The sequence below is a fragment of the Pseudomonadota bacterium genome, from assembly GCA_010028905.1.
In the GTDB taxonomy this organism is placed as follows: domain Bacteria; phylum Vulcanimicrobiota; class Xenobia; order RGZZ01; family RGZZ01; genus RGZZ01.
This window is the reverse complement of sequence record RGZZ01000091.1, coordinates 1-13,698: the sequence shown is the minus strand read 5'-3', so window position 1 is coordinate 13,698 and position 13,698 is coordinate 1. Positions and strand designations below refer to the sequence as shown.

At 67.4% G+C, this 13,698-nt stretch carries 11 protein-coding genes; 5 read left to right on the top strand and 6 right to left on the bottom strand.

Features of this window, described 5'->3' with window-relative positions; translation table 11 throughout:
- Positions 1 to 84: 84 nt before the first annotated feature.
- The 3 genes from EB084_08790 to EB084_08780 all read left to right on the top strand — a co-directional run bounded on the left by EB084_08790 (position 85) and on the right by EB084_08780 (position 3,723).
- Positions 85 to 864 (top strand): hypothetical protein, encoded by a 780-nt coding sequence (locus EB084_08790; protein ID NDD28344.1) that lies wholly within the window; start codon positions 85 to 87, stop codon positions 862 to 864.
- Between the two features lie 49 nt (positions 865 to 913).
- Positions 914 to 2,773 (top strand): UbiD family decarboxylase, encoded by a 1,860-nt coding sequence (locus tag EB084_08785; protein ID NDD28343.1) that lies wholly within the window; start codon positions 914 to 916, stop codon positions 2,771 to 2,773.
- A gap of 161 nt (positions 2,774 to 2,934) precedes the next feature.
- The gene (locus EB084_08780) at positions 2,935 to 3,723 is read left to right on the top strand and encodes a hypothetical protein (GenBank protein NDD28342.1); all 789 of its coding nucleotides are present in this window, start codon (positions 2,935 to 2,937) and stop codon (positions 3,721 to 3,723) included.
- 21 nt (positions 3,724 to 3,744) lie between these two features.
- On the opposite strand, the gene EB084_08775 is transcribed toward EB084_08780, so the two are convergent.
- Positions 3,745 to 4,209 (bottom strand): hypothetical protein, encoded by a 465-nt coding sequence (locus EB084_08775; protein ID NDD28341.1) that lies wholly within the window; start codon positions 4,207 to 4,209, stop codon positions 3,745 to 3,747.
- 34 nt (positions 4,210 to 4,243) lie between these two features.
- Positions 4,244 to 4,906 carry a histidine phosphatase family protein gene (locus EB084_08770; protein ID NDD28340.1) on the bottom strand — a complete coding sequence of 221 codons (663 nt, stop codon included), beginning with the start codon at positions 4,904 to 4,906 and terminating at the stop codon, positions 4,244 to 4,246.
- A gap of 199 nt (positions 4,907 to 5,105) precedes the next feature.
- On the opposite strand from EB084_08770, the gene EB084_08765 reads away from it, so the two are divergent.
- The gene (locus tag EB084_08765; protein ID NDD28339.1) at positions 5,106 to 6,101 is read left to right on the top strand and encodes a hypothetical protein; all 996 of its coding nucleotides are present in this window, start codon (positions 5,106 to 5,108) and stop codon (positions 6,099 to 6,101) included.
- Here the strand turns inward: EB084_08765 and EB084_08760 are convergent.
- Positions 6,035 to 7,306: a hypothetical protein gene (locus EB084_08760; protein NDD28338.1), complete on the bottom strand. Its 1,272-nt coding sequence runs from the start codon at positions 7,304 to 7,306 to the stop codon at positions 6,035 to 6,037. The two genes, EB084_08765 and EB084_08760, sit on opposite strands and share 67 nt — an antisense overlap.
- 128 nt (positions 7,307 to 7,434) lie before the next feature.
- Complete coding sequence (locus tag EB084_08755) at positions 7,435 to 10,584, bottom strand: hypothetical protein (GenBank protein NDD28337.1); 3,150 nt, start codon at positions 10,582 to 10,584, stop codon at positions 7,435 to 7,437.
- A gap of 310 nt (positions 10,585 to 10,894) precedes the next feature.
- Here EB084_08755 and EB084_08750 point away from each other — a divergent pair, with 310 nt between their 5' ends.
- Entirely contained in the window at positions 10,895 to 11,602 is a 708-nt protein-coding gene (locus tag EB084_08750; protein NDD28336.1) for a carboxypeptidase regulatory-like domain-containing protein, read from the top strand.
- Positions 11,603 to 11,683: 81 nt separating this feature from the next.
- Here the strand turns inward: EB084_08750 and EB084_08745 are convergent, their stop codons facing one another.
- Together EB084_08745 and EB084_08740 are read right to left on the bottom strand one after the other, a co-directional pair.
- Complete coding sequence (locus EB084_08745; GenBank protein NDD28335.1) at positions 11,684 to 12,142, bottom strand: hypothetical protein; 459 nt, start codon at positions 12,140 to 12,142, stop codon at positions 11,684 to 11,686.
- A 128-nt stretch (positions 12,143 to 12,270) separates the two neighbouring features.
- On the bottom strand, positions 12,271 to 13,698 hold a 1,428-nt coding region (locus EB084_08740; protein NDD28334.1), incomplete at its 5' end, for a hypothetical protein.

Below are 13,698 nucleotides of genomic sequence, written 5' to 3'. Positions count from 1 at the left end.
AAGGTCAACCGTCCCTCTCCTCCCACACCTCGACCTTCGGAGAGCAAGGCATCCGAATCCGCGCCTCCGAGCGGCCCGTCGGCCATGGCGCGGGAGCGGGTGCTCTCGAAGGGAGCCGGACCGAAGCCCCCCACGCGCACACCCGCAGGCGCGAGCGAGAGCAGCCTGTCGTCGTTCTCGCTGACGACGGAGGGTCGCGCCTTCGATCCGTACCCGGAGGGCTTCGTCTCGCAAGGCCTGCGCCTGCTCGTGACCCGCCAGTGGGGACCGGCCCTCGACTTCTATCGCGCCGAGGCCCGGAAATCGCCGCGCGACCCACGGCTGCACTTCGGCCAGGGGGCAGCCCTCTTCGGCCTCAACCGCCTCGAGGAGGCCGCAGACTGGCTGCAGCAGGGCCTCGAGGCGGCGCCTGACTTCCCGCTGGCCCGTCTCGTGGTCGAGTCGCGACCCGATGATCCCATCGCCTGGTACAACCTGGCGGCGGCGCTGGTCGCCGAGCGCACGGTGAGCGCCTACAACTGCGCCGAGATCATTCTCACCGAATGCCTGGGCGGCGCGGAGGACGACGCCCTGCGTGGAAGGGCGCAGCGCGTCCAGCAGGACATCGCGCGCATGCTCGAGCAGCGCGCGCGAATCGACGAAGAACGACGAGGGTCCGACCGGGGCACATTGAAGGCCACGCTCACGAGCCCCCCTGTGGTTGCCGGTCTCGCCATCGCCGCGGTGGCCTGCTGGTTCGCCGTTCGAACCTTGCTGAACGCCCCTGCGCCCCCCACCCCGTCTTCATCCACATCACCGTCGCCCACGGCCGTCAGCGCTTCGAGAGCACCGGCACCCGCATCCGCCGCCGCAAAGCGCCGCTGACCGATGTCGGCAGGGGCCGACTCCCCGTTCGCTGAAACGCCCCCACGCCATGGGCTACCCATCACTCCAGGCGTGCGTGGCCGACCTGAGACGGCACGGCATGCTCACCGTCATCGATACCCCCGTCGACCCCGACCAGGAGGTTGCCGCCATCCTGCGGCGCGTGTATCGGGCCGGCGGGCCCGCGCTCCTGTTCACGCACGCCAGGGGCTGCCGCTTTCCCCTGCTCACCAATCTCTACGGCACCATGGAGCGCGCACGGTTCCTGTTTCGTGACGCTGTCGAGGGGGTCACGCAGCTGGTGGAGATGCGCGGTGATCCGGGTGCCCTGCTACGTCGTCCGCTGAGCGCCTGGCGCGCCATCCCTGCTGCCATGCATGCGCTTCCCCTGCCTGTGCCGACGCGCCGTGCCCCTGTTCTGGCGCGGCGCGGGCGCTTGTCCGACCTGCCCCGCGTGCGCACCTGGCCACGCGACGGTGGCGCATTCATCACGCTGCCCGCCGTGTACACAGAAGACCCTGACGCCCGCGGGTGGATGCGCTCGAACCTGGGGATGTATCGCGTCCAGCTCGATGGCGGGGTCTACGCGCCCGAGCGCGAGGTCGGCATGCACTACCAGATCCATCGCGGCATCGGGGTGCACCACGCCCACGCCATTCGCAGGGGCGAGAAGCTGCGCGTGCACATCTATGCCGGCGGCCCCCCCTCCCTCGCCGTGTCTGCCGTGATGCCGCTGCCCGAGGGCCTTCCCGAGATCGCCTTCGCGGGCGCCCTCGGCGGGCGCAACCTGCGCATCAGCCAGCTACCGAACGCTTCTAGAGGAGCGCTCCCGGTGCTGGCTGACGCCGACTTCCTCATCGTGGGCACCATCGATCCGACGCGCACGCTCCCCGAGGGGCCATTCGGCGACCATCTGGGCTACTACAGCCTTGTGCACGACTTCCCCGTGATGGAGGTCGAAGCCGTGTACCACCGTGCCGATGCCATCTGGCCCTTCACCTCGGTCGGGCGCCCTCCACAAGAAGACACCACGTTCGGTCAGTTCGTGCACGCCCTCACCGGTGCCGCCATCCCCGCGGTGCTGCCCGGCGTGAAGAGCGTGCACGCTGTAGACGCGGCAGGGGTGCACCCGCTTCTGCTCGTGCTGGGAAGCGAGCGCTACACGCCCTATCTCGAGCGACGCGCCCCGCAAGAGCTGCTGACCCAGGCCTGCGCCGTGCTGGGGCAAGGCCAGCTCTCGCTCGCCAAGTACGTGCTCATCGCCGCCCACGAAGACGCGCCCGACCTCGACCCGCACGACGTGCGCCGCTTCCTGGGGCACGTGCTCGCGCGCTTCGACCCGAGGCGTGATCTGCACTTCCACACCCGCACCACCATCGACACCCTCGACTATACCGGCGGGGCGCTCAATCAAGGGTCGAAGCTGGTGATCGCGGCTGCCGGCCCCCCGCTGCGAACCCTGGGAGACACGCTACCAACCGCGCTGTCACTGCCAGACGGTTTCGGTGATGCGCGCCTCTGCGTGCCCGGCGTCATCGCGGTGCGCGGACCGCGCGCCGATGATCCGCACCGTGCGAAGGATCGCGTGGCGGCCGACGTGGATGCGCTCTGCGCGAACCTCCCTCCCCTGCCCGACCATCCTCTTGTCGTGCTCGTGGACGATCCCGATTTCGTGAGCGCCCACCTCGACAATCTGCTGTGGACCGTGTTCACCCGCTCGAACCCGGCCGCTGACGTGCACGGCCGCAACGCCGCGGTGGTGCAGAAGCACTGGGGATGCGAAGGCCCCCTGGTCATCGACGCGCGTGCACGGCCCCATCACGCACCCGCCCTCGAGGAAGACCCGGAGGCGGCCGAACGGGTCGAGCGCCTGGCCCGATCGGGCGGACCGCTGCACGGTTTGTGGTGACAGACCGCGCGTGCGGCAAACCCATCCACGCCGGAGGAACCGCACACGCGGCGACGAAAAGGCTTCAAGAGCAGCGTTGCGCGGGACCTGACCCGATGGTTCACCACAGGGTCCCCACCACAGGTTCTCCGCGAAGGGCAGACTTGCGAAGGCGGTAGACCATGTTCAGCGGAACCTCTCGAGAGCTTCGCCCCCTCGACTACGCCGGTCTCCTCGATCTCGCACTATCGCTGTGGTCGAAGAACCTGCCCCTCTTCACCTCGATCTCCGCTGCCGTGTACGTGCCCATCGCGCTGCTCCACATGGTCGCGCTCTTCCTGCACCCCGTCGGCTTTCCACTGCCCACCTTCCGCTTAGAGCTGAACCAGCCCCTGATATGGTCGGCCGCGCAGATGCTCACGCTTCTCGCGCCGTTCCTGCTCAGCGTGGCTACCACCGCAGCCACCACCGCACTCCTGCTGGGCCAGCAGCCCACCCTGTCTGGCATCATCGGCACGGTGGTGCGTCGCATCGGGCCAGCAGCGCTGACCGCTCTTCTCGTGACCGTGCTCACCCTGGCGGGGCTCTGGTGCTTCGTCGTGCCCGGATTGCTGGTGGCCCTGGCCTGCGTCTTCGCCCCGCAGGTGCTGCTGCTCGAGCACAAGTCGAGCAAGGACGCCCTCTCCCGCAGCGCCGGTCTCGTGCTCGCACAGAGACAGTGGATCCGCGTGGTGGTGATGGGAGTCATCGTGGGCCTGCTGATCTGGGTGGGCGATCTGCTCGTGTCGAGCGCTGTCGAGCTCGTCTCTCCGAACAACACCTTTGGCGTCGGCATGCGGGTTCTTGGCGCCGACATCTTCACGCTGGCCACCACGCCGTTCACCATGATCGCCACGACCCTGCTCTACATCGACATCCGCGTGCGCCTCGAAGACTACGACGACGGCGCACTGGCCAGCGAAGTCGGCTGAGAGCGGGCGAGGCGCCTCGCCTCAGCGGGTCCGCGGGTTCACCACAACGCCGAGCCCCAGCTGCGCGGCCAGGGCCCGGGCCTCGGCAACCGCGGCCTCATCGTCGAAGATGGTGCACGAGCGCTCGATGTGGAGCACCGCCCCTCCGAGAACCGGCTGCACGTGCAATGGGAACTCGCTGCACTCCGAAGGGCGCTCGTTCCGGCCGTGAAGACCGCAGCGCCGCTCCCCATCGAGATGCGGGCAGCGCCCGACGAGAAAGCAGCTGCCCCAGCGCCAGACGCGCCGATCGATGATGTACGCCTCGCCGAGGGGGCGCACGTCGGTGGGGCGGCGCACCAGGGGAAGATGGGCGAAGGCCTCCATGCGATCGATGCGCGGCGTGAGACGCCCCTCGCAGCAGTTCTCAGGGCAGGTCGGACAGGCCTCCGCGCAGCGCGCCTCACGCCAGCTGCGCACGGCCTCGCGGCGCTCGTCGAGGGTCACGGGACCAGCGCGCCGTGGTGAGCAGAGAGCCCCCTCACTTCGCGTCCCAGGTCTTCGACAGCGCTCCCTGGCGGGGGGGAACAACCCCTTCGTAGTGCGAGATGTCGTTGAACAGCATGAGCCTTCCGCGTGACTCCTTGAAGTCGATGATGTTCAGCGCCGCGGGGCTCTGATCGAGGTGATCCCGGTAGCCGCGCAGGTCGAACCCGAGGAACGTGCCCAGCAGCAGCCGGATGGTGGCCTTGTGCGACACCACCAGCACGGTCTGCCCCGCATGGCGCTCCACGACGGCCCGCAAGGCCGGAAGCGCGCGGGCGAGGGTGCTCAGACCGCTCTCCCCGCCCTCCGGGGCAAACGTGAACGGATCGAGCTCCCACTGTCGGTACTCGTCAGGATAGAGCGCCTCGACCTCAGCTCGGGTCTTCTGCTCCCATCGGCCATGATTGATCTCGCGAAAGGCGTCAACCGCCTCCACCGCGCGCCCATGAGGCGCCGCGATCACCTCAGCCGTTCGCACCGTGCGCTTCATGGGGCTGGCGTAGAACGCGTCGATGGGCTTCGCAGCAAGCCGCTCAGACAGGCGCGCCACCTGCATCTCGCCTGCTTCAGACAGAAGCACATCGCTGCTCCCGGCAAACCGATCTTCGGCGGCGAGCACGGTTGCCCCGTGACGCACCAGCATGACACGCGTGGTCAACGCCATGCGATACCTCCTCATGGCACGTGCCCCGCGTCTCACGCGATGCCGTGCGCGAACCCACAAGTTCAAAGCATCGCGCGCGCTTCCCTCCACGGAGCGTTTCGCCCACCCGCCGTGCAGGGCGACGCTCGCGTAACAGGAGAGTGCGCAAGACGGCGGAATATCTCCGGACGAGTTTGCTGGAGGAGGTGCCCAGATGCAAGTACCCTATCGAGTGATTGAGGTCTCTGCCGCGGGTGAGTGGCTGCCCATCGGCGTGGCGCTGCTCAAGAGCGGGAGCGTGGTCGCGCACGTGACCGGTACGAGCGAGTGTCGCGTGCTGAGCGCTTCGAGCGTTCTGACGCTGGAGAACGCCCATCTCTGGAACGACAGCCTGCGTGTCTCTGAGGTGGCGCACTGCAGCGCCTCCCTGGCCCACAATCCGCGACGCCTTCTCGCCGAGGTGACGGCGCACGCGGGTGTCCAGGGCGGCACGAACGCGAACAGCGAGGTGCTGCGGCGCTTCGCCATCGACGAGCTCTCAGAAGACGGTGATGTGATCATCCAGACCCCTGGCGACGCGTTGCGCGAGCTCAAGCGCGGAAACGATCGGTTCTACTCCGGCAAATCGACCGCCCTCGAGTTCACGGCTGTCGAACGCCGCGCCCAGGCGGCTCGACAGAATCCCTTCGCCATCATCGTCAGCTGTGCCGATAGCCGGGTTCCGACCGAGTTCGTGCTCGACCAGGGCCCCGGCAACCTGTTCATCACGCGGGTTGCCGGGAACGTCCTCGGCCCCAAGATCGAAGCCAGCATCGAATACGCCATACGTCATCTCCACTCGATGCTCATCGTCGTTCTCGGGCACGAGGGGTGTGGCGCCGTGGCCGCCGCCATGCTCCCGCCTGAGCTGCGCGCTCAAGAGACCGAGAACGTGCGCAACCTGCTCGAGCGCATCACACCCGCCGTGAAGAACATGCCGGCGATCCGGGACCAGAAGGCACGCATGCGTGAAGCTGTGGTGGCCAACGTTCGCCTTCAGATCAATTCGCTGCGTCGAAATCAAACCGTTGCCGATTTCACCGCAGCGGGCAAGATCGCAGTCGTGGGCGGCTATTACTCGATCTCGAGCGGTGCCGTCGACTTCTACGAGTCAGAAGAAGATCTCGCACTCTCACCTGCGCTCACCGCAACCGCCGGCGCGCACGCCTGATCTCCCGGTGCGGCTCCCGTCGCCTCGCCGGTGACCCCGGTGAGGCGCATCAGGGGCCCGACGGTGAAGCCCTGCCCCAGCAGCGAGACAAAGACCACGCCGAACACGACGGAGACCACTGCGTCACGCCCAGGCTGACCTTCGAGAGGCGGCAGGGCCAGCGCAAGCGCCAGGGGGATGGACCCCCGGACCCCGCCCCAGGTGAGCACCGCAGGCCAGCCGGGCGGCGTTCGCCGCCCGACGAGAACCACCACGAGAACCGCACGCAAAAGCGTCATCGCCACGAACACCAGCAACGCCGACGGCAAGGCTCCCCACGGATCTCCGTGCTGAAGCGCCACCCCCATGAACAAGAAGAGCACCGAGTTGGCCAGAAAGGCGAAGAGCTCCCAGGCCTCCTCGAGCGCACCCTGTGAAACGGGGCTCAGCAGCCGAGGCAAGGCGCTGCCGACGACAAGACCGGCCGCGATAACCCCCATGATCCCGGAGACGTGCACGCCCTGGCAGACGATGTACACGCCATAGGCGAGCGCGAGGGTCGACATGGCCTCGGTGAGGCGATCAGCCGCCCGCCGCAGAAACCCGCATGCCAGCGCGGCCAGCACCGCCCCGAGCGCCAGGCCGCCGAAGGCCTCCCGGACGAAGACGGTCGAAGCCGACACCAGCGTCACGCTCTGACCCGCAACCCAGGCGCTCACGACCACGAACAAGACAACGCCGAGACCGTCATTGAAGCACGATTCCGCCTCGAGAAGCAGCGCAAGCCGTGGCGGCGCGCCCACCTCGCGCATCAGGGCCAGCACGCTCACCGGATCGGTGGATGCGAGAATGGCCCCCACGAGCATCGAGACAGGCCAGGGCCAGCCGAACGCCCACCGCACGAAGCCGCCAAGCCCCACGAACGTGCCGAAGGTCACCCCCAGAGACAGAAGGGTGACCTCCTTCCAGCTCTCGCGGAGCCGCTCTACGTGGGTGGCCAGCATGCCCTCGAACAATATCGGCGGCAGAAAGAGAAGCAGAACCCCATCGGCCGACAGCGGCAGGTCTTGGAGCATCGGTGCGAAGCCCAGAACGAGGCCCATGAGAACGAGCGCCACCGTGTAGGGCATGCGCAGACGGCGCGCCGCCATCGCCACGAACGTGGCGCACACCAGCATGAGAACGGCGGCGTGCATCCGCGTCTCGGCGACATCGATCCCGAACATGACAGCACCCTCGAAGCCACTCACGCCCGTGCTCCCGGGCGCTCTCTCAGTTCACGCATCGCGAGAGTCTTCGACGCTTCGAGAGCGCACGCCCTCCGCTGACTGCGCGACCGCCGACGTGACTTTGGTCAGTGCTCGAACAGCTTGTCGTCGACGTGGTATGGGCCCACCAGCTGCGTGGCCATGACAGCGGCGATGATGTCGGCCAGCCCTCCCGACTCCGCGGCCTGCAGGTTGTAGGCCGGCGGCTTGCAGAGCGACGAGTCGAAGGTGTTGTGGTGATCGAGCAGGCCGTCGAGCACCTTCTCCTCGATGTGATTGGGCTGGCGCGGATAGACGTCTCGCATCATCTTGCGCGCCGCGTCGGCGGAGAGGGTCTCCAGCCCTACAGCGGTTGCGGTGTCGCGGAAGCGATCAGTGGCTTTCGAGTCAAGCCCCTGCACCGCCACCGTGCGCTGCTCCTGCGTGGTGGCCAGGTTGAAGCCAATGACCGCCCGAGACGAACCGCCGTTGCGTGCTTGCTCCATGAACGCCCCCAGCTGCGGAGCGAATTCGGCATATCGCGCTCGATTGAACGCGTCGATGACGGGAAGCTTCGACGCGTCGAAGTCGAGGGTGCTCAATGACACCGGCGGAGCGTCCGGCGTGGGTCCCGGGGCCTCGTAGTAGGCGGGAGCCACGACGAGCACCGGGTCATTGTCTGCCGCAGAGACCGCCTTCGACACCGGGAAGTTGTCGACCGCGCCTCCGTCGACCAGCTGGAGGCGATACGACTTCTTCACCGTGCCGCCTTGACCGTCTGGCTCGTCGCGGGTCACGATCATCTGCGGAGCATCAAAGAAGGTGGGAACCGCGGCTGAACCACTGATGGCCGCCGCCACGTCCATGTTCGGGGTGGTCTCGCTGCTCAGCACGATCTGGCCATCCTTGCTGATGCCCAGCTGCGCTCGGAGATCTTCCGGGAGATCGGTGCTCACCACGGTGGCGACCACCGAGAGCTTGAAAGGCAGGTCGCGGAAGAGCACCGGACGGCCCCGAACCCCCGTCTTGTCGTGGAGCAGGCCGTCGATGGTCTGGTACATCTGGCGCGTCGAGAACAGTCCGGTGCGATCGAACCCGCGCACCTGGGAATCAACGCCGCCAGCGAGCCACAGATAGTCTGCGTAGAACTTCTTGAAGTCAAGCCGCTGCATGATGGTGGCCATCTCGTTCTCATCGTACCCTGCGGCGAGAAGCCCCGCGGTGATGGCGCCCGCGCTGGTGCCGACGAAACGGTCGATGGCCACCGACGTGTCACTGGCGCGGAGCGCGCCTTTGACCTGCTTGAGGCACTCGATGTAGGCGAAGCCCTTGCCGCCTCCGCCCTCGAACACCACAGAAGTGGGCACGGGTGTGCCCGAGACGGAGGTTCCCAGAACCTCGACAGCCGAAGGCCCGTTCACGGGGAGCGGGCTCGGCGGCACGCTGCTCCCCCCTTTGTAGTACTGGCCGACGATGAGGGGGTCGGCAGGCATGGGAGGCAGCGACTCTGCCAGCGACAGCGCGGGCTCGCGGAAGGCCTTCACCCGATCGGCCATGAACGACAGGATGCTGAGATGACGCTGGATCTCGGCGTGCTCCGGGGTCATGGGGCGAAGGGTGATGCCGTTGTCCACCGCCCGCTCGAGCTGGTCGAGGGCAGCGCGGACCGAGGGGTTGCTGCCGTCGACGGTGCCATCGAGAACGGCGGCCACATCGATGCCCTGATAGTCATGCCCCAGTATCTGGCGCACGCGCTGCTCGCGTTCGGTCACCGCATCTCGACGACCGCGTATCTCATCGACCACGCTCGAGAGGAAGGTCTGGCGCTGGTCGAGGCCCAGGCCGTTCAACGTGTGCCCCACCACCTCGGAGAGGGCCATGGCGCGGTCGTAGCGCTCGAGCACGGTACGGTTGCCGGCGCGCTGATCGAGCAGCTCGATGTACGGCGCGTTGGCGGGCGACACGAGGTCGAAGTCCGGATCGGTCGGAGGGATGACATTGAGAGACACCCACGCCCGCGCCAGCGGTGTGAACAGCGAGTCGCGCTGGGCAGCCGAGACCTCGCGCATCAGCTTGCTCCAGTAGGTCTGGACCGCAAACACCAGGTCACGATCGAGGGAGATGGCGGTATCGGCAAAGTCAGCGAGGTCGTGAAGACTGGGTGGACGCCCCCCACCCGCCTGGGCCATCACCTTCTCGTAGGCTTCCTGGGTGCGCGCCGGAGGCACGGTCGACCCAAACGGATCGGGCGTGGCCGACGACACCCAGGGGGGCGTGAGATCGCGCTTGACCTGGGTGATCGCGCCACGGAGTACCGGCTTCACGTCGTCGAGCCAGGGCTCGGTGCGCCGATAGGCCGAGTCAGCGCGCGTCACGAGCCAGCGGTAGTACAGTGCGGGGTCCGGAAACGATCGGCTGAGCACGTTCTCGCGACGAGCGATGGACGAGATCGATTCCACGGCGATGCTCTCGGTGCCGTTTGTGCTCGAGAGGTCGCCGTCGACATCGACAAAAGCCGGGAAATCGCCCCGCTGTAGGCGTTCGATGAGGGCTTGACGCACAGGGGTGTACTTGTCGTTGCCCGCGCCGATTCCGATGATGATCTCGGGCGGCAGCCCCGCGAACAGCCGGGTCAGCCGATCGGAGCCCTCAGGGTCACCGTTCAGGAAGACGTACGCGGCCTGGCCCTGGGCGAGCGCCTGGAAGATGGGGGGCGAACCGCCTGCATATGCATCACGCGATGGCACCATCAGCCGGTACATGGTGCGTTCTACGTCGAGCAGGCGCGATACGTTTATGCCGAGGCCGCGTTCGGTGATGCTCGACACGCGTGAGAGCCCGAGATCGATGCCCGCGTTGAAGATGTAGGGCACCTTCCCCGCGAGAAAGTCGTGCACCCGCCTGACAAATGGCTGTGTGTCGGGCGGAGCGAGGGGAAAACCGGCGCCCAGATCAGGCGTCGTGCGCGGCCCCCGAGCGATCGGGTTGGAGACAGGCACGGGTATCGGAGGAGAAGATGGCATCGGAACATGGATGACCGTCGGCGGAGGCGCGGGCGCAGGGGCACTCGTCGAGAGAAGCGGCGAACTTGAATCTTCGGGAGAGAGCGGCCTCGCGCTGCGGATGCCATCGTGCGCAGGAGGCGCTGACACCGTCGGCACGCGGGAGGGGGAGCTGACAGCGTGCGCGTCTGCGGGCTGCAGCAGCGCGCGGTGACCGCCGCCAGAGACGACGAGGCCGTCGCGCTCGACGGTCACGCGGTCGACGCAACCCGCCGGAGCAACGGCATCTGCCGCAGCGCCAGACGTGGAACGCGCGTGCCCCGTGGAACCGGTCGCCACGGGTGCGGCGAGGGGGTTCAGGCGAAGATCACTCAAGTGGACTGGCCTCTCCCGTGGGTTTTTTCTATCGTATAACAAGCGTGAGATGAAAAGATGTCCGTTGGGTTAACCTTTATACCCCTCGCGAATGAGATTGACAGATCTCGCCCATTTGCAAGACGCACCTGACGGTCTTCCCGAGCGGCGCGAAGGCACGACGGGCAGACATGCCGAATGATGGCGCCCCATGAAGCGCCTGTCTGTCATCATGCTGAGTCTCACGCTTGTCGTCGCCGCGCTCGCCTGCGCGCCCGCGGCATATGCCCAGAGCCCCGCGCCCCATGCGCACAACCCTGCGCGAGCCGGAGAGACCGACGCCTCTCTGAGCGGCATCGTCGTCGATCAGAACCAGACCCCCATCTTCCACGCCCGTGTCACCCTTGAGAACGGACTGTGGGGCGCCAGCGCGGAAGACGGCTCGTTCCGCATCGACGGGGTGAGCGCCGGCAAGCACGACGTGAAGATCACGGCAAGAGGGCACCACACGGGCGAGAAGGTCGTGACCTTCTCTGCCGAGCAGCAGATGACCATGATGGTCATGCTCACCTCGAACAACCCGACAGCGGCAAAGCCTCCCGAGAAGAAGAGCACATTCTACATCCAGGCGTACGAGTACCGCTACGGCAGCAAGCGCTACTACGTCAAGCACGTCCAGGTGAGCGAGTACGAAGACCCCATGAAGAGCTGGTCGAAGTACCTGTGGAACGGCAACGACGGCCCCGGATTCTACATGCCGTGTGAAGACGCCACGTTCAAGAAGCACTACAACGTCACCATCACGTGGCACACCATGCCCAACCCGGACGGCATGAACGACGACGAGGAGCTCACCGGCACCTGGTACAAGAACTTTGATACCGAGTGGGAGACCTGGACCTTCTACAGTCCCTACTGATCGGTCGCGACGAGCAACGGGCCGGCCGCCTTCACGCAGAAGACGCCGGCCCGTAACCATTCACAAGGACCCGCTCCCTGACTAGGGCTGGAAGCGAATCTTCCGGCCATCGTCGCCTTCGATGCGAAGGCGCTCGGGCAGGCTCCCTGGCGTCATGTGATCGCCTTCGACCCAGAAGAGCTCGGTGACGTCGACAGAAGAGGCCCCTTCAGGGCGGGCGAACGGTGCGCCGCGACGAACTCCGTCTACGATGTGGCCGACCTCTCCCTGATCGCCGTGGGCCTCGAGCACCTCGACGGTCTGCAACGAGCCGTCAGCACCGATTCGGTACTGAACCACAGCCCAGATGCCGTTGCGACCATTCTCGAACCATCCCCCCTCGCGCAGGTGCGACGACAGGTACCCGCTGTAGGCGCTCGCGGAGACCGAGGCGGGATGAGCGGGAGGCAGGGTGAGTCGATACCCTGCGAGCAAGACGAGCGAGAGCGTCCACGAGATGACCGCAAGAGCGGCGGGAGAGCGTTTCCACGGAGCCTGCATGACGAGCCTCCTGCGTGCGGATGTATTCGTGACGAGGATTCGCCGCCGGATGCGCGGATCCCGCCTGAGGCGCATGGCGGCCCCTCGGAATTCCTCCGCGTCGCGGAGACACCCCGTGCAAGCCGGCGTCAGATGGCCGCGACCGAGATGGCCCGCATCGGATTGATGGCCTCGCGCGCGCTCCCTCCGTCGCACTTCACGCAACGGCCGCCAGGGGTCAGGCGGAAACCGCAGTCACCGCAGATGCGCGCGAGGCGCAGGGTGCTCTGGGAGTAGACGTCCGCGGGGCGGAAGCGTGGGCTGCTGGAAGGCTGCTCGCCTGACGCGTCGGACGAGGTGTCACGCTGACCACCCGAAGGGCGGGCGGCGGTCGACGCGACGTGCGGCTGCACCCCCTGCCCCCCCGACTCCCGACTCTTTGCGAGAGGCTGAACGGCGCGGCCCGGCGCGGCCACGGCACAGTCTGACGAAGCCGCCGTGGAACTGGCCTCGGAGATCTTCTTCGTGGGGCTTCCCGGTCCCGCCTCGCCACCCGAAGAGGCGCGCGCCAGACCACCCTGGACCAGCGTGAGCGTCGGCGAGCCCGCAGCCCCGTTCGCGGGGGCGTCTGCGCCCGCCTCGGGAGGGGCCGCGAGGGGCGCCACCGCGCGGCTGTCGACGAAGCGATCGATGACGCTGGCCAGCGCGGGCGACTCCAGCGCGCGGGCGCGGAGCGCATTCCCCTCCGGACCCGCCATCAGCTTGTCGAAGGCGTAGGCGAGGCGATCGCCCACGACCGGCGACTTCGCGTCGAGGTGTGACAGCATCGTCTCGAGCTGGCGCGCCGCCTGAGGGTCGGAGGTGAGGTTCGACACGAACTTCGCGCCGCTCTGCGACGAGATGATGCGCGCCACGACCTCTCCCGTCTTCTTCTCATTGCCAGACGCGCCGGCCATGCGCACGAAGCTGTCGAGCACCTGGCGCGAACCGTCACGCGACGCCGTGGCGCGCGCCATCAGGCGGCCCACCGTCTCGCTGCCGGTCTCGCGGTTGCCGAGGTTCTCGAGGAAGCTGGCGCTGTCGGCGGCACTCGTGGAGATTCGGCTCATCACGCGGGCGAACGAGCGGGCACCACCCTCGGTCTCGAGGGTGCGCGAGAGGCCCTTCAAGATGCTGTCGGCACCACTCGAGGGGGCGCTCGACTCGCGCAGCAGGCGAGCCGTGACGCGAGAACCGCTCTGGTCGTCAAACGAGGCGCGGGTCACCACGTCGAGCAGCTCTGACATCGACGCCGCCGACTGAGGCGTGCGCGTGAGGGCCTCGAAGGTCGAGGCGAACTGCGCCGCGGCCACGGGCTTGTCGGCCATCGCACCGAAGAGGCGCGCCATCTGGGCGGGGCCACCGTTGGCGTCGGTGGTGAGCAGGAGCAGGCCGAGGGTCTGGTCCGGTGAGGCCTGCGCCGTGTTCGCCAGCGCCTTCGCCATATAAGTGGTGTTGCCCGGCTGCGACGCCTGCCCGAGAAGGTCGAGCATGCGCTTCTCGCCGTTGGGCTGGGAGATCATCCACTCGAGGGCGTC